Raw genomic sequence first — 20965 nt, forward strand, 5'->3', positions numbered from 1 at the left:
GACCATGCAGCCATCGAGGACCGTCTCGCCTCCCATCGTCTGCGGTGTGGACGGGTCGGAGGAGTCGCGGAGGGCGCTGCACGAGGCGGCACGGCTGGCCGAGGCGCTCGGCACGCGGCTGGAGGTCGTCATGGCCTGGCAGCACTCCACGTCGATGTACGACGCGTACTACCCGGAGCCGGGGCGCGGGCCGAAGGCCGTCGCGTACGGCGTGCTCGAAGAACTCGTCCGCGGGGAGTTCGGCGACGCGCGCCCCGAGTGGGTGCACCTGCACGCCGAGCTCGGGCACCCGGGGACGGTGCTCGCCGCTGCGGCGAAGGACGCGGCGATGCTCGTCGTCGGGAGCAGGGGGCTCAGCGGCCTGGCGTCGCCGTTCCTCGGCTCCGTCAGTCTGTACTGCGCGACCCAGGCACCGTGCCCGGTGCTGGTGGTCCGACCGGAGGGAAGACCATGAACGAACGGACGGTCGTCGGCTGGGACGGCTCGCTCGAGGCCGAGCAGGCCCTGGAGTGGGCGGTGCGCCGCGCCGAGCAGAACGACGACGCCATCCTGCTGGTGGATGTGGAGGACGACGACAAGCCGATCCCCGGCCGCGTCGTCACACCGGAGATGGTGGCACGGCGGCATGAGGCCGCGGACGAGCGCGCCCGGCGGGTGACCGAGGAGCATCCGGGACTCCGCGTCAACACGCACATCATGGCCGGCGACCGCCTGGAGGAGCTTGGCCGGTTCTCCCGGCCGGACAACCTGGTCGTGGTCGGGACCGGTCAGCGCAGCGGGCCGCGCGCCCGCTACCACTGGTCGCTCGGAGCGCGCCTCGCGGCGACGGCACGCGGGGCGGTGGCGGTGATCCCGGCGCTGCCGGAGGAGGGCCGCTCGAGCGTCGTGGTCGGTGTCGATGGGTCGGAGGTGTCCCTCAAGGCGGCGCGGTTCGCCGCGCGGGAGGCACGCAGGCTCGGGCACGAGCTGGTCGTCGTGCACTCCTGGCTCGACCCGTTGGTGAGCGTCTCGGGCGCGGTGTCGGAGGGCCCGTTGCTCGGCGAGCTGGAGGACGAGCACGGGGCGATGCTGGACTCGGTGACCGGCAGCCTGCGCAGCGCCAACCCCGACCTGACCATCACGTCACGGCTGGTGCGCGACCAGGTCTACTACGCGCTCGCCGGGCCGGTCCACTCCGCATCGCTGCTCGTGCTCGGCACGCAGCAGCACCGCGGAGTCGACCGCTTCCTGCTCGGCTCGGTGAGCCACGCGATGATCCTGCACATCGAGGTGCCGACCGTGGTCGTGACGCCGGGATGCCTGGTGTGAGCCGTGTCGCCGGCTCAGATGCCCCAGTCGTCGAACTCGTCGGCGGGCATCGTGATGGCCTCCGCCATGGCCGCTCCGGCTGCGGCCGGCTCATGGTCGGTGCCCGGCTCGTCGCGCCGTTCGATGAACACCGGCAGCCCCGGGCTGACCAGGGCCTCCATCGCACCGTCGCCCGTGCGCATCACGACGAACTCGCCGCCGCTGCGCACCGCCTCGATGAGCCGGCCCCTGACCTCTTCGATGTCGTCGTCCCCCACGACGAACCGCCGCCCCGCGATGGTGATGATGTGCCGTGACACGCGGCATCTCCTGCCTGATGGGCCCGCGCCGCCGCTGTGGTCGGCCGACGTCGGAAGGCGCGCACGTTGCCGCGTAGGCGTCGGGCAGAGCTTACCTGCACAGGCTGTGCATCCCTAGCCGATCGAGAAACTGGAGGGTTCTCTCATGGCAGACAGCAGAAGCACCCGGGTGGTCGAGAGCGCAGGCCCGTGGGGCTTCGTGTTCCTGCTCGCCTACATCGGCGCCGCGATCTACTTCGTCTCCGTCTCGGACGGCTCGTTCTGGGGAGTCGTCCTCGGTCTCCTGCAGGCGTTCGTCTGGCCGGTGTACGTCACCTATCACGTTCTGGTGCTGCTGGGGGCGTGACCGGGAAGCTCTCCGGGTCGACGACCAGGAGGTCGTGGACCGCGGTGACGTGCGGCGACGCCCACGCGGTGCGCACGGCCTGAGCCCGCTCGGCCCAGGAGCCGACGTGTCCGCTGAGGGTGACCTCCGTGCCGTCCACGGTGGCCCGGATGCGGCGGGCGTCGAGGATGGCGTTGCGCGTGATGGCGTTCCCGATCTGCTCCAGCACGTCCTCGGCCTGCGGCCGGCGGGTCAGCTCGATCCGGTTGTCCACCTCGTGCACGCCGTAGATGTGCTGCACGGCCGACTTCGCGGCGGCTCGCTGGAAGTCCCACTCCACGGTGCCTGTGAGGACGACGCGGTGCCCTTGCACCTCGGCCCGGACGCCCTCCTGCGGAACGCTCGCCGTCCAGGCCAGGATCGCGTTGACGGCCGACGCGAGCTTGTGCCCGCTCGGCTCCCCGGCCCCGCCCTTCAACCGGAGCTCGTCGGCGACCGTGCGCACGCCGGCGACACGCTGCGCAGCGCCGACCGCGGCGATGCGCTCGTGCAGCGACGACACGTCGCCGGTGAGGGTCACCACGCCGTCGTCGACGGCCACCCCGATGGTGGGGCTCTGCACCTCGGGCGTCCAGGCGAGCTCCGCCTCGACGGCCTCCCGGACCCGGAGCTCCTCGTGCACCCGGGCCTTCTCGCTCGGCGCCGGCTCCGGCTTCGTCATGCTCATGCTGTCCATGGCGACGAGCCTGCCGTTCCCGCGGCTCCGGCTGGAAGGCCGAAGGTCCCCTCAAGCCTTGCTGCGGTGGTCGAGCTGCAGCACGGCCGCCTGCGTCCGCCGCTCGAGGCCGAGCTTGGCGAGCAGCGAGCTGACGTAGTTCTTCACCGTCTTCTCCGCCAGGCCGAGGCGCTCGCCGATCTGGCGGTTCGTCAGCCCGTCGGCGATGAGCGCGAGCACCTGCCGCTCGCGCAGCCCGAGCGACTCGAATCGCGGGTCGTCGGCCGGCTCCCGCAGCTGCGACGAGACCCGGGAGGCCACGCGCGGGTCGATCAAGCGCTTGCCGCGGGCCGCGGCGCGGATGTCGTCGAGCAGCGAGCTGCCGCGGATGTCCTTGATGACGTAGCCATCGGCCCCGGCGATGACGGCGGCCCGCAGCGCGTCTTCGTCGTCGTACGCGGTGAGCATCAGGCAGCGGATGCCGGGCTCGTCCTGCTTGATCCGGCGGCAGACGTCGATGCCGCTCCCGTCGGGGAGCCGCACGTCGAGCACGGCGACATCCGGCCGGACCGCGAGGATGCGCGCCCGCGCCTGCGCCGCAGTGGCCGCCTCGCCGACGACCTCCAGGTCGTCCTGCGCGTCGATGAGGGCGACCAGCCCGCGGCGGACGATCTCGTGGTCGTCTGCGAGGAAGACGCGGATGGCCGTCCCGGTCATGTGGTTCCTCTCGTCGTCGGCACGGGGACGCTGAGCCCGAGCCGGGTGCCGTCGGCTCCGGAGTCGACGGTCAGGGCGCCGCCCCTCCGCTTGGCCCTCTCATCCAGGTTGCTCAGGCCGCTGCGGCGGGTGGTGTCGCCGATACCGTGACCGTCGTCGGCGACGGTGACCAGGATCTCGTCTCCGGATGCCGCCACCGAGACCGCGGCGGACGTCGCGCCGGCATGGCGGATCACGTTGGTCAGCCCCTCGCGAACGAACGCGGCGATGTCGTCGGCGAGGCCGGGCTCCGACACGACATCGACCGGGCCGGAGAACGACACCGTCGCGGGTGCCGGCAGTCCGCCTCCCACCTCCCGCACGATGTCGAGCACGCGGTGGCGCAGACTGTCGGCGCCGTTCTGCTGGTGGGAGAGCGCGAAGATCGCGGTGCGGATCTCGCCGATCGCCTGGTCGATGGAGGCGACCGCGCCGTCCACCCGATCGGCGAGCGCACCAGGACCGAGCATGGACTCGACGCTCTGCAGTTCGAGCCCGGCACCGAACAGCTGCTGGATGACGTGGTCGTGCAGGTCGCGCGCGATGCGGGCCCGCTCCTCCAGGAGCAGTGCGCGCTGCCGGTCGGCACGGGCCGCGGCGAGTTCGAGCGCCAGCGACGCCTGCCGGGCGAGACCCGTGGCCCGCTCCAGCTCGAAGGCGCTGAAGCCGGGCGCGCCCGCCGGGCGTACCACGACGAGCGCGACGGGACGGTCGTCGGCGAGGGCGAACGGTGCGACCAGCGCAGGCCCCGGCTGCCAGCCGGCCGCCTCCACAGGGACGGGCAGCGCGTCGAGCCGTAGCGGCTGCGCGCCTTCCAGAGCGCTCCGCACCAGATCCACCTCGACCGCCGCCTGGGCCAGCGCCCTGACGTCCTCGGCCGCGGTGGCGACCCGGGCCGCCGGGTCGTCGGGGTCCAACTGGACGACGAAGGCGGCTCGCGCCCCGACCAGGGCGGAGACGCGGGCGATCAGCTCGCCCAGCGCGTCCGGGGCCTCGCCGCCGAGCACGGAGGCCGTCATCTCCGCGGCGGACGCCGTCCAGGCCTGGCGCGCGGACGACTCCGCATAGAGCCGGGCGTTGTCGATGGCGAACCCGGCCGTCGCGGCGAGCGACCGCACCAGCTGCTCGTCGTCCTCGCTGAAGCCGCCGGACTCCGGGTCGGTCAGGTACAGGTTGCCGTAGACGGTGTCCCGGACCGTGATCGGGACACCGAGGAACGCGGTCATGGGCGGGTGGTGGGCCGGGAAGCCGGCCGACCGCGGGTCGTCCGCGATCGACGGGATGCGGATGGGACGCGGGTCGTCGATCAGCGCGCCGAGCAGGCCGTGTCCCTCCGGCAGGTGGCCGATGCGCTCGACGTCGGCCTGGGGCATGCCGACGTGGATGAACTGCTCCAGTCCCCCCGCCTCGGCGATCACGCCGAGCGCCCCGTAGTGCGCTCCGACCAGGTCGACCGCCGCCTCCACGATCGTCTGCAGCACCGTCGGCAGCTCCAGGTGCGACACCACGGCCCGGTTCGCACGCATCAGCGTGCGCAGTCTTCCCTGGGTCTGGAGGACGCGGTTCGCCTGCTCCACGAGCTGCGAGAGAGCGTTGTCCAGCTCTGCCCGGGGTGCGTCCGGGAACGTGATCGGCTCGTCGCCCGCCATTCGGAACCACCCCCTTCCAGGTTCCGCCATGATGGCAGCAGGGAATGGGCGTCGTCGAGGTGAGTGTAACTCCAGCGGGCCTCGACGGCACTCTTCGAGAGCGTTCAGGATGCCTCCGGGCCGACCACCACCGTCGGGGCCGCCAGGTCGAGCAGGAGTCCGTGCGAGACCGAGCCGAGCCAGGTGCGCTTCCAGCCGGTCAGCCGGCGGCTGCCGACGACGAGCATGAAGGCGTGCTCCGACTGCACCCGCAGCCCGGCGATCGGGTTCTGCCGCAGCAGCACCGAGCGGACCTCGAGGCCGGGCCGCGCATCCCGGACGATCCGCACCTGCTCGTCGAGCAGCTCCTGACGCACCAGCTGCTGGGAGTCGACGAACTGCTCGTCCGGCACGATGAGCGGCTCGTCTGCGAGCGGCTCCCGCCAGCAGTGGACGACGGTGAGCGGCTGCTGCAGAATGGCCGCCTCGGCCGCGGCGAAGTCGAGCGCGCGGCGGGCGATCTCCGAGCCGTCGATGCCGACCACCACGCCCGACCGGGTCTTCGCCGCGTCGGAGGTCTCGATGGGCACGACCGCGACGGGCCCCGCCGCGACCGTCGCCAGCCGCGCGCCGAGCGACCAGCCGTACCGCACGCGAGGACCGGCGCGGCGGGAGGTGCCCGCGACCACCAGGGTGTCGGGCTGGGTCTGCTCGGAGAGCACCTCCACCGGATCCCCCACCAGCAGCGCGCTCGCCTCCACCGCTCCGGGGTGCGTGGTGGAGAGCTCGTCCATCCGCTCGGCGAGGCGCTGCTCCTCCTGCGTGGAGACACGTTCGAGCGCCCCGGCGTCGCCCTCGAAGAGCGCGCGCTCGATCACGTCGAACACCTCCACGCTCTCCCCTGCGTCGCGCGACCGGCGCAGCGCCCACTCCAGGGCGGCCTCGGCGGCGGGCGTGCCGTTCCAGCAGACGACGGTCCGTTCGAGCATGCTCTCCTCTTCCTATTCCGCTACCTGGAGCACCATGGAGCCGCTCGCACGGCCGTCGCGCAGGTCGGAGATCGCGTCGGCCAGACCGTCGAACGGGATGCTGCGCACGCTCGGGCGGAGCCGCAGGTTCGCGGCGAGGGCGAGGAAGCGCATCCCGTCGGCCCGGGTGTTGGCGGTCACCGTGCGCAGGTCACGCTCCCGGAACAGCGCGTCGGTGTACTTCAGCGACGGGATGTCGGACATCTCGATCCCGGCCAGCACGACCGTCCCGCCGCTGGCCGTCGCCCGGAGCGCGACGGGCACCAGCGTCCCGGCCGGCGCGAAGACGATCGCGGCGTCCAGCGGTTCCGGCGGCGCATCCGCTTCGCCGCTGACGAAGGCCGCGCCCAGTTCGCGCGCCAGGGCCCGGTTCTGCTCGCCCCTGGTCATCGCGAAGACGCGGGCGCCCGAGGCGAGGGCGAGCTGGGCGGTGACGTGCGCGCTCGACCCGAAGCCGTAGATCCCGAGCGTGCCGCCGGGCGGCAGCTGCGCCCGCTCCAGCGCCCGGAACCCGATGATCCCGGCGCAGAGCAGCGGCGCGGTCTCGGTCGCATCCACGTCGTCTCCGAGCGGGTAGACGTAGGCGGCGGGAGCGGTCAGGTACTCGGCGAAACCCCCGTCGACATCCCACCCGGTGTACTGCGACGACGGGCAGAGGTTCTCGGCGCCGCGCCGGCAGAAGGCGCACTCGCCGCAGGTGCGCCGCAGCCACGCCACCCCGACCCGTTCGCCCGGCGTGACGCCGCTCACACGGGCACCGGCCCCAGCGACCCGGCCGACGACCTGGTGGCCGGGCACCACCCGCGCACGATGGACCGGGATCTCGTGGTCGATCACGTGCAGGTCGGTCCGGCAGATGCCGCAGACCTCGACACGCACCAGCACCTCGTCGTCGCCCGGATCCGGCAGAGGGAGGTCGACCAGCTCCACCCCCCGCGCCTCACCCGTGGTGCGCCACGCGCGCATCGAAGCCATGGAGACCTCCCTCCCCTGCAGTCAAGCCACGGGGCGGCAAGGCCGCCGGGCCGAAGGTCCCGCGGGACCTAGGACCCTTCGCACCGCAGCGACCCCTGGGGAGACTGCGAGCGGAGGTCTTCATGAACATCCGTGAGTTCGTCGTCGGAGTCGATGGATCGGTGCCCGCCCGGGCCGCTGTCCGCTGGGCCATCGCCCACGCGCGCGAGCACTCGGCGGCCGTGTCGCTGGTGCACGTCGCCGACGACGAGTGGGGCGCGGTCGGCACGCAGCTCATCGACGAGGTCGATTCGGGAGCCGGCGCGCTGCTGGACGACGAGCTCGCCGAGGCGCGCGCCCTCGCGCCCGGAGACGTCGCCATCACCGGCGAGCTGCGCTCCGGGAGCCCGATGGTCACCCTCGCCTCCTACAGCCGACCCGACTGCATGCTCGTCGTCGGCACTCACAAGACCGGCTTCCACTACGGGCGCGCGTTCGGCTCCCGCAGTCTGCAGCTCGCGAACCTGGCGACGGGTCCCGTGGCGATCATCCCGGCAACCGAGTCGCGGCTGCGTCGCGGCGTGGTAGTCGGCGTCGACGACACCCCCGCCGGCATGGCCGCGATCGACCTCGCCGCCGACCTGGCGTGCGACCACCACTGTGAGCTCGTCGCCGTGCGCTCCTCCAGCGTCCACCACCGCTTCGAGACCGACCGCGACGACGAGCTGCGCGACTGGCAGCTGCGCCGCGACGACGAGGCCCGGCAGCTGCTCGCCACCGCGGTGGCCCGGGCTCGCACCCGCCAGCCGGGCATCACCATCCGCAGCCGGGTCGTGCGGCGGACGCCGGGCACCGCCCTCAACGAGGTGGCCCGCGCCGCCGAACTCCTCGTCATCGGGGACTCGCGGCGCGACGTGCCCCAGCAGGGCGGCCTCGGCTCCGTCGCCTACGACGTGCTGCTGAACGTGTCGTCGCCCACCATCGTCGTCCACGCGCCGGTGCCTGCTCCGCTTCGGGCGGAGCCCGTCGCGGCGCGCCAGCCGGAAGGAGAGGCCCATGCCGTCGGATGAACCGGTGAGGGAGCTGAGCCGCGACGAGTGCCGCGAGCTGCTGAAGCGGGGAGTGCTCGGGCGCCTGGCAACGGCGGCCGGAGGGGAGCCGGACATCTACCCGGTCAACTACTTCTCCGACGGTGACAGCATCCTGATCCGCACCGCCCCCGGGACGAAGCTGCTGGAGCTGACGGTGCACAGCGCCGTCGCCTTCGAGACCGACGGCTACACCGACGACGCGGCGTGGAGCGTCGTCGCGCACGGCCGCGCCCGCCAGCTGGACCGGCAGTCCGAGATCGACGAGGCCGACCAGGCGCCGTTGCAGCCGTGGATCCCCACGCTGAAGTACCGCTACGTCCACATCGACATCGACGCCCTCAGCGGCCGGCGCTTCCTGCGCCGTCCCGAGCCTGAGCGCTGGTGAGCACGGAAAGGCAGACGCATGACCGGCAACGCACCCGCCGAAGCAAAGACCGGCTCGGAGGACCGCATCCACCCGGGCGGCCGGATCGTCGTCGGGGTCGACGGCTCGGCCTCGTCGCTGTCGGCGCTGCGGCGCGGCATGCGCATCGCCGAACGCCTCGGCTGCTCCCTGGTCGGGGTGACGGTGTGGGAGTTCCCGCAGTCGTGGCCCGGCTACGTCATGGACGGATGGTCGCCGGAGGCGGACGCGCACGCGATCGCCGAGCAGGCGTCGCGCGAGGTGTTCGGGCCGGAGGCGCCCACGTGGTACTCGACCGTGATCCGCAACGGGTCGGCGGCACGGCAGCTGATCGCGGAGTCCGAGGATGCCGAGATGCTGATCGTCGGAAGCCGCGGGCTCGGCGGGTTCACCGGGCTGCTGCTGGGGTCGGTGTCCCGGTCGTGCGTCGAGCACGCGGACTGCCCGGTGCTCGTCATCCACGGGTCGGAGGCGGCCGACCGGAGTTGATCCGGTCGGCCGTGCTTCAGCGCAGCACCGGCATCCGGAGCTCTGCGCCGATGGTCCGGCCCCAGGACCGCGCCCGCTCGAGTTCGCCGTCGACGAGCACGCTCCGCTTGTCGACCACAAAACTCGCCTTCGGCAGGAAGCGCCGAGTCCCGAGCTTCCGCAGCCGCTTCTCGATGTGCGAGGCGGCGGAACCCGTGAACAGTTCGGCCGTGTCGGCGCGCGTGTCGAACGCGGCGAAGACCGGGGGAAGCTGGCCGCAGGTCTCCAGCCACTCCCGCATACCGATCCCTTCGGCGTCCGGCTCGAGCGTGAGGTGACGCGCGGTGTCGTCCGCCCATCGACCCGCCTCGGTCCTCGTGGACGGCCGGCTCAGGCTGTGGGCATGCGTCGGCGCTCCCGCGATCAGGATGTCGGACTGGCCGATCGACTCCGGCGCGTCCTTCACCGGGAGCACGGTGACGGTCGCGGTCGGCCGCAGCCCCTCCGCGATCGCCTCGGCGATCCTGCGCGTGTTGCCGAACATGGACTCGTAGATGATGGTCACTCTGGCGACCGGAGCTGTCTCATTCATGCGAACGACTCTCGTCGAGCCTCCGCGGCCTCCACAGGGCCGAAAGTCACTGGGTCGAAGCAACTCGGGCCCTGCGGGACTTTCGGCTCTACGCCCGCCGCGCGGACGGGCGAGGCTGTGGCTATGACCGACACCATCATGGTCGCCGTGGACGGCGAGCCCGACCACCGCGCCGCCCTGGACTGGGCAGCGGAACGCGCCGCGCGAGAGGGCGCCCGGCTGGAACTGGTCCACGTGATCGAGCGCTCCTGGAGCGACAGCGGCTCCCGGCCGACCCGGCTGCTCGAGCTCGCCTCGAAGACCCTGCTGGAGGCGGAGCAGGGGATCGCGGTGCACCACGCGCGCAGCGTACTGGACCGCCGCGCGCAGGCGAACGCCTCCGGGAGCGTGCAGACGGTCGCGCCCGACATCGAGGTGACGACCAGGACGATGTTCGGCCACGTCGGCCACGAACTCGTCGCCGCATCGGCGGACGCGGACCTGCTGGTTCTCGGGACGCCGTCCGACGCCGAGCGGCGGCACGCGTTCGCCAGCTCGATCGCCGCCCGGGTCGCCGCAGTGGCCGGGTGCACGGTCGTCGCCGTCCCGCACGGCTGGGTGGACGGCGGCGAGGGGGTCGTCGTCGGCGTGGACGGCGAGCCGGGAGCCGAGCCTGCCGTGGAGTTCGCCGCCGACGAGGCGGCGGCCCTCGGCGAGCCGCTGACCGTCGTGTGCGCCGGGTACATCGCCAACCCGCTGCTGGCGGGGCTCGTGCCGGAGGTCTCGCTCGGCGACCGGCGCGAGCGCATCGCGGAGGACACCGCGGAGCGGATGCGGGTGGAGCACCCGGGGCTGACCGTGTTCGCCGAGACGGTCGAGACCTCCCCCGCGCGAGGCATGGTGGCGGAGGCGGAGGGGTCGCGGCTGCTGGTCATCGGCACGCACGACCGCCGGGGGGTGCAGCGGGTGATGCTGGGATCGGTCGGCCACGACGTGCTGCTGAACGCCCTGACCCCGGTGGCCGTGGTGCGGAACCGCGCTCAGCGGCGCGACCGCACGGCCGGACGGTGATCGAGGCCCGGTCCGCGGCACCGGCCGCCGAGGTCGGCCGTGTCCGCGACGCGGCCGCCCGGGAGGTCGCGGAGGTGCTCGCTTCCCTCGGCTCGTCGGCCGCGGGGCTCTCGGACGAGGAGGCGGCGAAGCGGCTGGCGCAGGTCGGCCCGAACGCCGTCCGCGGCCACCGGGCGCGCCCGGGGCTCGTGCTGCTGCGGCAGGTGCGGAGCCCCATCCTGATCCTGCTGTTCGCCACGGCGGTCGTGTCGTCGTTCGTCGGCGAGGGCGTGGAGGCGACGATCATCGCGGTGATCCTGCTGGTGAGCGTCGGGCTCGGCTTCGTGAACGAGTTCCGGGCCGAGCGGGCCGCCGACGCGCTGCACGACCGGCTGCGGCACACGGCGGTCGTCGTCCGCGGCGGCGAGCGACGACAGGTGGATGTGACCGAGCTGGTGCCGGGCGACATCGTCGCGCTCTCGGTGGGCACGGTCGTCCCGGCCGACCTGCGGCTCGTCCAGGTCTCCGGGCTGGCGTGCGACGAGAGCATCGTGACCGGCGAGGCCGCCGCCGTGACCAAGTCCACGGCCGCGGTGCCCGCAGCGGGCATCGGCGACCTGACCTGCTGCGCGCTGATGGGGACCGTGGTGCATGCCGGCGGCGGCCTCGGGGTGGTCGTCGCGACCGCGGGCGACACGGAGTTCGGCCGCATCGCCGTCGGGCTGGCCGAGACCGAGCCGCAGACGGAGTTCCAGCGCGGCCTCGCCCGGTTCTCCGTGTTCCTGCTGGTGGTCGCGCTCATCCTGACCTCGGTCATCTTCGCCGCGGCGATCCTGCTCGGGCGGCCGCTGATCGAGTCGTTGCTGTTCTCCCTCGCCATCGCCGTCGGGATCACGCCGCAGCTGCTCCCGGCGGTCGTGAGCACGAGCCTGGCCGCCGGGTCGCGCGCCCTCGCCCGCCGCCGCGTCCTGGTGAAGCGGATGGTGTGCATCGAGGACCTCGGCGACCTCGACCTCCTGGTCACGGACAAGACGGGGACGCTGACCACGGGCCGGATCGCGTTCGACCGCGCCGTGCCGGCGGGCGCCGAGCCTGCAGACGATGTGCTCCTCTTCGGCCTGCTCGCGACGGACACCGACCCGGCCGCACCCGGACAGGTCGGGCTGAACCCGCTGGACGAGGCGCTCTGGCAGGCGCCGGGGGCGTCGACCGCCCCGCTCGCCGCCTACCGCCGTCTCGCCGTGGAACCGTTCGATCACGAGCGCCGCCGCTGCACCGCCCTCGCGCAGGCCGCGGGCTCCGACCCCATCGTCGTCGTGAAGGGTGCGCCCGAGTCGGTCCTCCCACTCTGCGACGGGACGTCCGACGACGCCTCCGCGACTCTGGCGCACCTCTACGACGAGGGCGCGCGCGTGGTGGCCGTCGCCTCCCGCCCGGCGCCGGGCACCTTCTCCCTCGGCCCGGACGCGGAGCGGGGGCTGGTGCTGCGCGGGTTCCTCGCCTTCACGGATGCCGTCAAGCCGGGTGCACGCGAGTCGCTCGACCGTCTGGCCGGGCTCGGGGTGGACGTGAAGATCGCCACCGGCGACGGCGCGGTCGTCGCCGAGCGGCTCTGGGCGCAGCTCGGCCGGCAGAACGGCGGCACGCTTCTCGGCGACGCGGTCGACGCGCTCGGGGACCTCGAGCTGGCGGAGGCGGCGCGCGCCGCATCGATCTTCGCCCGCGTCTCGCCGGAGCAGAAGGCCCGCATCATCCGGGTGCTGCGCAGGAAGGGCCGCGCGGTCGGCTTCCTCGGCGACGGCGTCAACGACGCGCTCGCCCTGCACGGCGCCGACATCGGGATCTCGGTCGACTCCGCCGTCGACGTCGCGAAGGACGCCGCCGACGTGCTGCTGCTGGAGAAGGACCTCGGCGTGCTCGCCGACGGGGTGACCGAGGGGCGGCGCATCTTCGCCAACACGATCAAGTACGTGCTGATGGGCACCTCCAGCAACTTCGGCAACATGTTCAGCGCCTCGGTCGCCTCCATCGTGCTGCCGTTCCTGCCGATGCTGCCCGGGCAGATCCTGCTGAACAATCTGCTGTACGACTCCAGCCAGCTGGCGATCCCGACCGACCACGTCGATGCGGAGCAGCTGCGCGCGCCCGCGCACTGGGACATCGGCGCGATCCGCCGCTTCATGCTGCTGTTCGGCCCGATCAGCTCGGTGTTCGACTTCGCGACCTTCGGGCTGATGCTCTTCGCCCTGCAGGGGGCGCCGCCCGAGTTCCGCTCGGGCTGGTTCATCGAGTCGATCGCGACCCAGACGCTGATCGTGTTCGCGGTCCGGACGAGGCGGGTGCCATTCCTGCGCAGCCGCGCCTCCCTGCCGCTGACGGTCGCGGTGCTCGCCGTCGTCGCCATCGGCACCTGGCTGCCGTACTCGCCGCTGTCCGGCGTGCTCGGGTTCACGCCGCTCCCCGCGCCGTTCCTGCTGGCGCTGGTCGGCATGGTGCTGGCGTACCTGCTCCTCGTCGAGGCGGCGAAGGTCTGGTACTACGCCCGGCTGGTGCGTCCGCCGTCGGCGCCGGTGCGGCGGCGCGCGTACGGCCACCGGGTCGCGCGCCGCGCCTCCCGGTTCACGGCGCGGTCGCCGAGATCCGCCCGGACCCGGCCTGCTCCGCTGCCCCGGTGACGGTCACCGTCTCGCCGAACTCCGGCACGCGGGCGCTCCAGCCGAGCGAGCGGCGGATGCGCAGCCGCAGCTGATCGGCCGCCTCGGGCTCGCCGTGGGTCAGGTAGACCGAGCGCGGCGTGGTGGGCGCGGTCCCCATCCAGTCGACCAGCTGAGCCGCGTCGGCGTGCGCCGAGAGCATCTCGAGGGTGTGCACCTGCGCCCGGATCGGGACGTCCTTGCCGTGGATGCGCAGCACCCGCTCCCCGCGCTGGAGCGCCGCTCCCCGCGTGCCGCCGGCCTGGAAGCCGGTCAGCACGATCGCGTTGCGCGGGTCGCCGCCGTACGCGTCGATGTGGTGCAGGATGCGGCCGCCCTCGAGCATGCCGCTCGCGGAGATGATGACGGCCGGGCCGCCGCGCAGGTTGAGCAGCTTCGACTCGTCCACCGACCGCACCAGCGTCGCCAGCCGGTACATCGCGGCGAACTCCACGGCCGAGAGCCGGTGCTCCTCCGGGTGCCGCGCGTAGATCTCGGACGCGTCGACGGCCATCGGGCTGTTCAGGAAGATCGGGACGTCGGGGATGCGGTCGCGCGCCCGCAGCCTGCTCAGGTGGAGCAGCAGCGTCTCCGCACGCCCGACGGCGAAGGCGGGCAGCAGCACGACGCCGCCGTGCCGGCAGACATCGGTGACGATGCCGCCGAGCGCCTCCGCGGCATCCACCTGCGGGTGCCGCCGGTCGCCGTAGGTGGACTCGGAGACCAGCACGTCGGTCTCCTCCAGCGCCACGGGCGGCCGCATGAGCGGGTCGTCGACCCGGCCGAGGTCGCCGGTGAAGTGGATGCGGCCGTCGCCGGTGCGGACCAGCACCTGCGCGGCGCCGAGGATGTGGCCTGCCGGCACGAACCGCACGGTCGCATCCCCCAGGCTCAGGTCATGGCCGAAGGGGGTGGGGGGCGAATCGCTCCAGCGCGGCCAGCGCGTCCTGCTCGGTGTAGAGCGGGAGCGGCGGCGAGTGCCGCGAGGTGTGGTGGCGGTCGCGGAACTCCGCCTGCTCCTCCAGCAGCCTGCCGCTGTCCGGGAGCACGAGCCCGCTCAGCTCCGCGGTCGCGGTCGTCGCGTGGACGCGCCCACGGAAGCCGTCGCGGACGAGCGCCGGAAGGTACCCGGTGTGGTCGAGGTGCGCATGGCTGACGACGACAGCGTCGAGGGAGGCGGGGTCGACCGGGAACGGCCGCCAGTTGCGCTCGCGGAGCTGCTTGTACCCCTGGAACAGGCCGCAGTCGACGAGGATGCGCGTGGTGTCCGTCTCCACCAGATAGCGCGACCCGGTCACGGTGTCGGTCGCGCCGAGGAACCGGAGGGTCGTGCTCACGAGGCGGCCACCGCGCGGCGGCGGAAGAGGCCGAGCCCCAGCAGCACCAGGCCGAGCTCGGCGAGGCCGGCGACGAAGTAGATGGCCTGGAGCGGGCTGAACGGGATGAACATCATCTGCACGAAGATCCAGATCAGCAGGCCGAACCCGGCGACCGCGGCAGCGAACGGGCCGGCCGGCGACCCGCGCCCGGTGAGCACCGATGCCAGGATGTGCGTGCCGCCGACAATGACGGCCAGCACCAGCCCGGGAACGATGTAGGAGGTGAACGGGCTCCCGCCGAGGTAGGAGCGGTCCGGTGCGACGCCGCCGCCGTTCGTCGAGGTGAGCGCGGCGACGAGGAGGGCGAGGCCGCCCGCGACGGCGGTCAGGCCGACGGCTCCGGTCAGGACGGTGAGCGTGATGCGTATCCAGCGTGTCATGGCGTTCTCCGAACTCTCGCGCCCAGGATGCCTGGCCGGGAGCGCCGGACCGCAGGGCCGAAAGGCCCGCGGCGCATGGCGCTTCCGCGGCGGGACCTTCGGCCCCACCGCACGGCCCGCGCCGCCCGGAGACTGGCGTCATACCGAAAGGAGCCGCCCATGCGCGCAGCCGTCGTGAGCCAGTACCGTCAGCCGCTCACCCTCGAGAACCGACCCATCCCCTCGCCGGGTCCCGGCCAGGTCCTGGTGCGCCTGGAGGCGTGCGGACTGTGCCACACCGACATCCACGCGATCGACGGCGACTGGCCGGTCAAGCCCGGCCTCCCGTTCGTCCCGGGGCACGAGGGCGTCGGCATCGTCGAGCGCCTCGGCGACGGCGTCACCACCCGCAAGGTCGGCCAGCGCGTCGCCCTCCCCTGGCTCGGCTATGCCTGCGGCGAGTGCCGCTACTGCATCGACGGCCGCGAGAACCTTTGCGAGCGCCAGCACAACACGGGCTACTCCGTCGACGGCGGCTACGCCGAGTACACGCTCGCGGACGCGCGCTTCGCCTCGCCCGTCCCCGACGGAGTGAGCCCATTGGACGCCGCCCCGCTCACCTGCGCGGGCGTCACCACGTACGCAGCGGTCAAGAACGCGCACGTCGTGCCGGGCGAACGCGTCGCCGTCTTCGGCATCGGCGGCCTCGGCCACCTGGCCGTGCAGTACGCCCGTCTGGTCGGCGCGCAGGTCGTCGCCGTCGACATCACGGAGGAGAAGCTAGAGCTCGCCGTAGAGCTCGGCGCCGACCACGCCGTCAACGCGGCCGAGGTCGACCCGGTGGAGGCCATCCACCACCTCGGCGGGGCGGATGTCGCGATCGTGCTCGCGGTCGCACCCGCAGTCTTCGACCAGGCGTTCCGCTCGCTGAACCGTGGCGGACGGCTCGTGCTCGTCTCCCTGCCCGCGGAGGGCACGCTGACCATCCCCGTCTTCGACACGGTGCTGAAGGGCATCTCCGTCATCGGCTCCATCGTCGGCACCCGGCAGGACCTCGCGGAGGTGTTCGCGCTGCACGCCGCCGGACGCACGAGGGTGGTCGCCGAGCCGCGCGACCTCTCCGACGTCAACGACGCCGTCGGCGAGGTCCTCGCAGGCGAAGTGCCCGCCCGGCTGGTGTTCACCTACGACGCCGGGCTGCCTGTCGAGTCGGAGTCGGAGACCGCGGCCGGGTCGTCCGCCGGATGACGACCGCGCCGCCGCCGACAGGCCGGTCGCCCGCGGCCGGTCTGCTCGCCCGGTACTGGCTGGTGGCGCTGACGATCGTCGTCGGGGTCGTCTCGGCCGTGCTCGCCCTGGCCGGCGCGGCGACCGTCGCCGCATGGCTCGCGGGAGGCTTCGCCCTGCTGGTGGCGGCCGGCTACACGGTCCGCATGATCCGCACCCTTCGCGGCGGCGGCCTCGGGGTCGACCTGCTCGCGGTCGTGGCGATCGTGGCGACCGTCGTGGTCGGCGAGCTCGCCGCCGCGATCATCGTCGTGCTCATGCTGGCCGGAGGGGAGGCCCTCGAGGACTACGCCAACCGGCGGGCGCGGCGGGAGCTGGACGCGCTGCTCCGGCGCGACCCGCGCACCGCGCACCGCTACGTCTTCGACGGTTCGACGGCGGTCGAGGACGTGCCCATCGACGAGGTGCACGTCGGCGACATCCTGCTCGTCCGGCCGGCCGAGGTCGTCCCGGTCGATGCGGTCCTCCTCGCCGAGCACGCGGCGTTCGACGTGTCCTCGATCACCGGCGAGAGCCTGCCTGCGGAGAAGCAGGAGGGCGACGAGGTCCTGAGCGGGAGCGTGAACGGCACGGCTGCCGTGCGGATCCGCGCGACGCAGGTCGCCGCCGACAGCCAGTACCAGCAGATCGTCGCCCTGGTGGCGCAGGCATCGAAGACGAAGGCGCGCGTCGTCCGGATCGCCGACCGCTTCGCCGTGCCGTTCACGGTCTTCTCGCTGCTGCTGGGCGGACTCGCCTGGTTCGTGAGCGGCGACCCGGTGCGATTCGCCGAGGTGCTCGTGCTCGCGTCGCCGTGCCCGCTGATCATCGCCGCCCCCGTCGCCTTCATCGGCGGGATGAGCCGGTCGGCGAAGTCCGGGATCATCGTCCGCAACGGCGGCGTCTTCGAGCGACTGGCGCGGGCACGGACCGTGGTCTTCGACAAGACCGGCACGCTGACCGGTGGCCGGCCCATCCTGATGGAGGTGCGGGCCGCGGGCGGTTTCGAGGCCGACGAGCTGCTCGCCCTCGCAGCCAGCGCGGAGCAGTACTCGTCGCACGTCCTCGCAGCCTCGGTCATGCGCGCCGCGGCCGAGCGCTCGCTGCCGCTGCTTCCGGCGGTCTCGGCCGACGAGCGCGCGACCGACGGCGTCCTCGCCCGCATCGGCGAGCGGACCGTGGCCGTCGGCAAGCTGTCCTTCGTCCGCTCGCTCGCGCCGGACGCTCGGCGGGAGCCCATCGCTCCCGGGGAGCTTGCGGTCTACGTCGCCGTCGACGGCGTCTACGCCGGCGCGCTGATCGAGCGCGACCCGCCCCGGGAGAACGCCCGCGACATGCTGCACGGGCTCGCCGCTCTGGGCATCCCGCACGTCGAGCTCCTTACCGGTGACGCCCAGGAGACCGCCGCCGGAGTGGCCGCGGAGCTCGGCATCGACGACTACCTTGCCGAGTGCCTCCCGGCGGACAAGGTGGCCCGGGTCGCCTCGATCGCCGAGCGCCCGGTGGCCATGGTGGGCGACGGCGTCAACGACGCGCCGGTGCTGGCCAGCGCGGACGTCGGGATCGCCATGGGCGCGAAGGGCGCCACCGCCGCCAGCGAGTCGGCCGACGTGGTGATCCTGGTGGACGACATCGGCAAGGTGGTCGAGGCCGTCGCGATCTCGCGCCGCACGGTGACCATCGCGCTGCAGAGCATCTGGCTCGGCATCGCCGCCTCGGTGGTGCTGATGTGCATCGCCGCCTTCGGCGTCATCCCGGCCGTCGTCGGCGCGCTGCTGCAGGAGGTCGTCGACCTGGCGACCATCCTCGCCGCGCTGCGCGCCGCCCGCCCGGCGCCGGGCGACCGAGGTCCCTCCGGCCGTCGCAGTGCTCTCGACCATCAGCTGGAGCAGCGATAGAGGTTGCCCGGGAGAGGCAGCGTCGCGGATACGCCTCAGGTCAGACGATGCCGCCCACCATGGCATCCCGACGGAGTTGGGCATGAGTGGCGTGGAACTTGCCGTCCGGCGTCCACCACGCCTCGTGCCCGGCCGCGTCCGGCTCGTCCTCGACGACCGCGGGCCAGTGCTCACGGATGTTCTTGATGTAGTAGCGCAGCTCGCCGCCGACCGTGCGCTTCTCGACCTTGTCGGAGGCTTCCAGCTGCTCCTGGGTGGGATCGTCCATGCCGGAAGCCTAGGCCCGCGCCCGCCCGCCCGACGCGGAGTGACCAAAGTCCCTACTCCCGGCGTGGCGCATCGGCGATCGTGGATATGCGAGAGACCTGACCGAGCGCAGCTGCAGACGCTGCCGACCCGGCCCGGTCAGGAGCCGTCCTCACAGCGACGGCAGCCCGCGCCGATCGGGGGCGACGGCGCGGGCCTTTCTCTGGCCCGCGACCCGACCGGGGTCGTCGATACGGTGCCCTGATCGACACCCATCCGCTTGGCGACCTCGACCTGCGTGAGCTCCCCGGCGTCGCGGATCATCGCCAAGCTCATCGCGTAGACGCGGTCCCCTCGGCGGAGCGCTCCTTCTCCTCCGCGATCGCCTCGGCCATACCCGGCAGCTGCTGCAGTCTCTTCAGCCGATCGTTCCCGCGTTCGAACGTCTTCTCACTCATCAGTCCTCAGCCGCCTCGCGTGATCGTCGCAGTATCCGCGACGGGCGCGGCCTCCAACTGGGAAGCCTACGGGGTGCGTGCCGATGCGAACGCGGTCGCGGCGCCGACCAGGAGCACGACGGCGCCGACGGCGGCGAGGGCGAGGCCCATCCACAGCCCCACATAGTCGGGCACCATGCCGCGCTGGGTGTACTGGGTATAGACGTGCACCGGGAGGGTCGGCATCGCGGTGGAGCTCATCACCGAGCGCTCGGCCGCGGCCTTTGCGGCGAGTCCCCACGTGACGCCGAGCACCGCGACGAAGGCGCCTGCCGCGATCAGCCAGCCGCTGAACCGGAACCGGCGGGGGTGCGGTGTCGTCATGGGGCCAGTCTGTCGTGCGCGGCGGCGGAACGCCAGCATCCACCATCGGTTCGCCGTCGGCCCTTGCCGCCGGGACGCCGTGCTCCTAGGCTCTGGCCACTTCCACCCGGGATTGCGGCACACGAAGGAGACCGGCAGATGGCCACGAACGACTTCGAATACCCCGACGAGGCCGGGTACCCCGACGGCGTCGGCACCCTGACCGAGGACCAGGTCGTCCTGATCGACGAGGTGCGAGCGGAGGAGCACTCCCCCACGATCACGTTCTTCGTCACCGACAACAAGCCGGAATCGACCTACGAGGCGATCTCCGGCGACACGGTGGTGGGCGGCCTGAGCTACACGGTCCCCTCAGAGAAACGGCTCGTGCTCGTGGCCGCCGCCGTGTTCCCGGAGTACCGCGGACAGGGCGTCGCGACCGAGCTCATCCGGCGCGTCCTCGACGACGTCCGGTCGCGCGGGCTGACGGTCACCGTGCTGTGCCCGATCGTCCGAGCCTTCCTCGACCGCAACCCGGAGTACGCGGACCTGGTCGACCCGGAGCTGCCCGGGCTGCGCGCGTCCGGCCAGGGCGGGTGACGAGCGGTCAGCCCTGCTCGGCGCCGTGCCACGGCCGCAGGTGCGGCGCCTCGCCCGGAGGCGGGCCGTACCGCACCGGTCCGGCGACGAACGCCGCGCTCGCGGCGAGCGCCAGCACCGTGCCTGCGGCGCACACCGCCGCGAACACGGAGGCGGTCCGCGCACCGAGCGCCCGGCGCGCTGCGGCGAGCAGCGCCACTCCGACGAGGGCGCCCGCGGTGTTCAGGATGACGTCCGTGACGTCCGAGCTGCCCACCGCCAGCACGTACTGGGTGGTCTCGAACCCCACGCTGACGACGGCGGCGAGCGCGCCGATCCGCCACCACCCCCACCCCGGTGCGAGCAACCCCAGGTAGACCCCGAAGGGCACGAACAGGGCGAGGTTGGCGACCATCTCGAACGGGCTGCTCTCGCCGTAGCCGTCGCCCGCGACGAAGGGCACGAGCTTCACCGCGCGGGTGTCGCCGCCGTGCAGCGACGGCACGCCCAGCTTCCACAGCACCGCCCAGACGAGGAGCGCGAGGTAGACGGCGAACAGTCCGCCGATCAGGACTCGGTGGTCGCGGCGGCGGGCGGAGGAGACGGGGATGGCGGTGCTCACCTGCCGAGCCTAGGAATCCGGAGGGCACTGGCGGATCGGCCGCGAGTCGCGACCGCGTACAGCGGGAGGAGGATCGTGCCCTACACCGCCATGCCCCTGCGCAGCGGCGCCGGGTCGAGCCGCACCCACACGACGCTGACCAGCCGATCGGCCAGGTCGACGGCGATCGCCGCCGTCGGTCGGCCGCCTCGGCTGACCACGAGGCCGGGCCGGTCGTTGACCGGGCGCTCTGCCACCTCCTGACCGTCGCGGGCCGACAGGGCGTGCACGAGGAGCAGCGAGGCGTCGTCCGGGCCGTGGACGACCCGGACCTTCGCGCGGTCGGGCTCGCCCGCATCCACGACGACGGCGACATCGGGCGCGAGGAGCTCCCGCAGCCGCCGGAGGTCACGGGAGGACGCGGCGGCGCGCAGTGCGCCGACCGTCCTCCGCCGGCGGCCCCGGTGCGTGGGCGTGCGCAGCGCGATCAGCGACATGGTGCTCCCTCCGTCGCCGGATGACCCGGACACAGATGAGACCACGCAGCG

At 73.0% G+C, this 20965-nt stretch carries 25 protein-coding genes; 11 read left to right on the top strand and 14 right to left on the bottom strand.

Annotation, left to right across the window (positions count from 1 at the left end; all coding sequences use genetic code 11):
• Window positions 1-4: 4 nt before the first annotated feature.
• A complete protein-coding gene (locus tag HNO83_RS07580) occupies window positions 5-454 on the top strand; it encodes a universal stress protein (RefSeq protein ID WP_175336914.1) in 450 nt (149 codons plus the stop codon).
• Entirely contained in the window at window positions 451-1308 is an 858-nt protein-coding gene (locus HNO83_RS07585) for a universal stress protein (RefSeq protein WP_175336915.1), read from the top strand. The genes HNO83_RS07580 and HNO83_RS07585 overlap by 4 nt, the downstream gene beginning before the upstream one ends.
• A gap of 14 nt (window positions 1309-1322) precedes the next feature.
• On the opposite strand, the gene HNO83_RS07590 is transcribed toward HNO83_RS07585, so the two are convergent.
• Window positions 1323-1607 (bottom strand): hypothetical protein, encoded by a 285-nt coding sequence (locus tag HNO83_RS07590; RefSeq protein WP_175336916.1) that lies wholly within the window; start codon window positions 1605-1607, stop codon window positions 1323-1325.
• A 145-nt stretch (window positions 1608-1752) separates the two neighbouring features.
• Between HNO83_RS07590 and HNO83_RS07595 the strand changes: the two genes are divergently transcribed.
• Window positions 1753-1953: a hypothetical protein gene (locus tag HNO83_RS07595; RefSeq protein WP_175336917.1), complete on the top strand. Its 201-nt coding sequence runs from the start codon at window positions 1753-1755 to the stop codon at window positions 1951-1953.
• Here HNO83_RS07595 and HNO83_RS07600 read toward each other — a convergent pair.
• From HNO83_RS07600 to HNO83_RS07620, 5 genes are all read right to left on the bottom strand, one after another.
• Window positions 1919-2668 (bottom strand): BON domain-containing protein, encoded by a 750-nt coding sequence (locus HNO83_RS07600; protein WP_175336918.1) that lies wholly within the window; start codon window positions 2666-2668, stop codon window positions 1919-1921. The two genes, HNO83_RS07595 and HNO83_RS07600, sit on opposite strands and share 35 nt — an antisense overlap.
• A gap of 51 nt (window positions 2669-2719) precedes the next feature.
• Window positions 2720-3364 carry a response regulator gene (locus HNO83_RS07605; RefSeq protein ID WP_175336919.1) on the bottom strand — a complete coding sequence of 215 codons (645 nt, stop codon included), beginning with the start codon at window positions 3362-3364 and terminating at the stop codon, window positions 2720-2722.
• Window positions 3361-5052 carry a GAF domain-containing sensor histidine kinase gene (locus HNO83_RS07610; RefSeq protein WP_175336920.1) on the bottom strand — a complete coding sequence of 564 codons (1692 nt, stop codon included), beginning with the start codon at window positions 5050-5052 and terminating at the stop codon, window positions 3361-3363. Before HNO83_RS07610 ends, HNO83_RS07605 begins: the two co-directional genes overlap by 4 nt.
• A gap of 104 nt (window positions 5053-5156) precedes the next feature.
• Window positions 5157-6020, bottom strand: coding sequence for a universal stress protein (locus HNO83_RS07615; protein ID WP_175336921.1), 864 nt, complete (start codon window positions 6018-6020; stop codon window positions 5157-5159).
• 12 nt (window positions 6021-6032) lie between these two features.
• Window positions 6033-7034, bottom strand: a complete 1002-nt coding sequence (locus tag HNO83_RS07620) for a zinc-dependent alcohol dehydrogenase family protein (RefSeq protein ID WP_249776564.1) — start codon at window positions 7032-7034, stop codon at window positions 6033-6035.
• Window positions 7035-7156: 122 nt separating this feature from the next.
• Between HNO83_RS07620 and HNO83_RS07625 the strand changes: the two genes are divergently transcribed.
• From HNO83_RS07625 to HNO83_RS07635, 3 genes are read left to right on the top strand one after another with little or no spacing between them, the layout of a single operon-like run.
• A complete protein-coding gene (locus tag HNO83_RS07625) occupies window positions 7157-8083 on the top strand; it encodes a universal stress protein (RefSeq protein ID WP_175336922.1) in 927 nt (308 codons plus the stop codon).
• Complete coding sequence (locus HNO83_RS07630) at window positions 8070-8489, top strand: pyridoxamine 5'-phosphate oxidase family protein (RefSeq protein ID WP_175336923.1); 420 nt, start codon at window positions 8070-8072, stop codon at window positions 8487-8489. Before HNO83_RS07625 ends, HNO83_RS07630 begins: the two co-directional genes overlap by 14 nt.
• 18 nt (window positions 8490-8507) lie before the next feature.
• The gene (locus HNO83_RS07635; RefSeq protein ID WP_175336924.1) at window positions 8508-8996 is read left to right on the top strand and encodes a universal stress protein; all 489 of its coding nucleotides are present in this window, start codon (window positions 8508-8510) and stop codon (window positions 8994-8996) included.
• Window positions 8997-9012: 16 nt separating this feature from the next.
• On the opposite strand, the gene HNO83_RS07640 is transcribed toward HNO83_RS07635, so the two are convergent.
• Entirely contained in the window at window positions 9013-9567 is a 555-nt protein-coding gene (locus tag HNO83_RS07640) for a flavodoxin family protein (protein WP_175336925.1), read from the bottom strand.
• Window positions 9568-9690: 123 nt separating this feature from the next.
• Between HNO83_RS07640 and HNO83_RS07645 the strand changes: the two genes are divergently transcribed.
• Both HNO83_RS07645 and mgtA read left to right on the top strand, forming a co-directional pair.
• The gene (locus HNO83_RS07645) at window positions 9691-10617 is read left to right on the top strand and encodes a universal stress protein (RefSeq protein ID WP_175336926.1); all 927 of its coding nucleotides are present in this window, start codon (window positions 9691-9693) and stop codon (window positions 10615-10617) included.
• Complete coding sequence (gene mgtA, locus HNO83_RS07650; RefSeq protein ID WP_349627103.1) at window positions 10614-13271, top strand: magnesium-translocating P-type ATPase; 2658 nt, start codon at window positions 10614-10616, stop codon at window positions 13269-13271. Before HNO83_RS07645 ends, mgtA begins: the two co-directional genes overlap by 4 nt.
• Here mgtA and HNO83_RS07655 read toward each other — a convergent pair.
• The 3 genes from HNO83_RS07655 to HNO83_RS07660 are packed head-to-tail and all read right to left on the bottom strand — an operon-like array spanning window position 13216 to window position 15048.
• Window positions 13216-14163, bottom strand: a complete 948-nt coding sequence (locus HNO83_RS07655) for an MBL fold metallo-hydrolase RNA specificity domain-containing protein (RefSeq protein ID WP_502708423.1) — start codon at window positions 14161-14163, stop codon at window positions 13216-13218. The two genes, mgtA and HNO83_RS07655, sit on opposite strands and share 56 nt — an antisense overlap.
• Window positions 14164-14185: 22 nt before the next feature.
• Window positions 14186-14626 (bottom strand): MBL fold metallo-hydrolase, encoded by a 441-nt coding sequence (locus HNO83_RS20855; protein WP_502708424.1) that lies wholly within the window; start codon window positions 14624-14626, stop codon window positions 14186-14188.
• A complete protein-coding gene (locus HNO83_RS07660) occupies window positions 14623-15048 on the bottom strand; it encodes a hypothetical protein (RefSeq protein WP_175336927.1) in 426 nt (141 codons plus the stop codon). The genes HNO83_RS20855 and HNO83_RS07660 overlap by 4 nt, the downstream gene beginning before the upstream one ends.
• A gap of 159 nt (window positions 15049-15207) precedes the next feature.
• On the opposite strand from HNO83_RS07660, the gene HNO83_RS07665 reads away from it, so the two are divergent.
• Both HNO83_RS07665 and HNO83_RS07670 read left to right on the top strand, forming a co-directional pair.
• Window positions 15208-16275 carry a zinc-dependent alcohol dehydrogenase gene (locus tag HNO83_RS07665; protein WP_175336928.1) on the top strand — a complete coding sequence of 356 codons (1068 nt, stop codon included), beginning with the start codon at window positions 15208-15210 and terminating at the stop codon, window positions 16273-16275.
• Window positions 16272-18191: a heavy metal translocating P-type ATPase gene (locus HNO83_RS07670; protein ID WP_175336929.1), complete on the top strand. Its 1920-nt coding sequence runs from the start codon at window positions 16272-16274 to the stop codon at window positions 18189-18191. The genes HNO83_RS07665 and HNO83_RS07670 overlap by 4 nt, the downstream gene beginning before the upstream one ends.
• A gap of 40 nt (window positions 18192-18231) precedes the next feature.
• Here HNO83_RS07670 and HNO83_RS07675 read toward each other — a convergent pair whose 3' ends face one another.
• Both HNO83_RS07675 and HNO83_RS07680 read right to left on the bottom strand, forming a co-directional pair.
• The gene (locus tag HNO83_RS07675; RefSeq protein WP_175336930.1) at window positions 18232-18459 is read right to left on the bottom strand and encodes a hypothetical protein; all 228 of its coding nucleotides are present in this window, start codon (window positions 18457-18459) and stop codon (window positions 18232-18234) included.
• A 502-nt stretch (window positions 18460-18961) separates the two neighbouring features.
• Window positions 18962-19258 carry a hypothetical protein gene (locus HNO83_RS07680; RefSeq protein ID WP_175336931.1) on the bottom strand — a complete coding sequence of 99 codons (297 nt, stop codon included), beginning with the start codon at window positions 19256-19258 and terminating at the stop codon, window positions 18962-18964.
• Window positions 19259-19396: 138 nt separating this feature from the next.
• Between HNO83_RS07680 and HNO83_RS07685 the strand changes: the two genes are divergently transcribed.
• Window positions 19397-19837 (top strand): GNAT family N-acetyltransferase, encoded by a 441-nt coding sequence (locus HNO83_RS07685; RefSeq protein WP_175336932.1) that lies wholly within the window; start codon window positions 19397-19399, stop codon window positions 19835-19837.
• Window positions 19838-19844: 7 nt separating this feature from the next.
• Here the strand turns inward: HNO83_RS07685 and HNO83_RS07690 are convergent, their stop codons facing one another.
• A complete protein-coding gene (locus HNO83_RS07690) occupies window positions 19845-20438 on the bottom strand; it encodes a VanZ family protein (RefSeq protein ID WP_175336933.1) in 594 nt (197 codons plus the stop codon).
• Between the two features lie 80 nt (window positions 20439-20518).
• Window positions 20519-20914, bottom strand: a complete 396-nt coding sequence (locus HNO83_RS07695; RefSeq protein ID WP_175336934.1) for a sigma-70 family RNA polymerase sigma factor family protein — start codon at window positions 20912-20914, stop codon at window positions 20519-20521.
• Between the last annotated feature and the right edge of the window lie 51 nt (window positions 20915-20965).

The organism is Leifsonia sp. C5G2 (assembly GCF_013359685.1).
Lineage (GTDB): Bacteria > Actinomycetota > Actinomycetes > Actinomycetales > Microbacteriaceae > Leifsonia.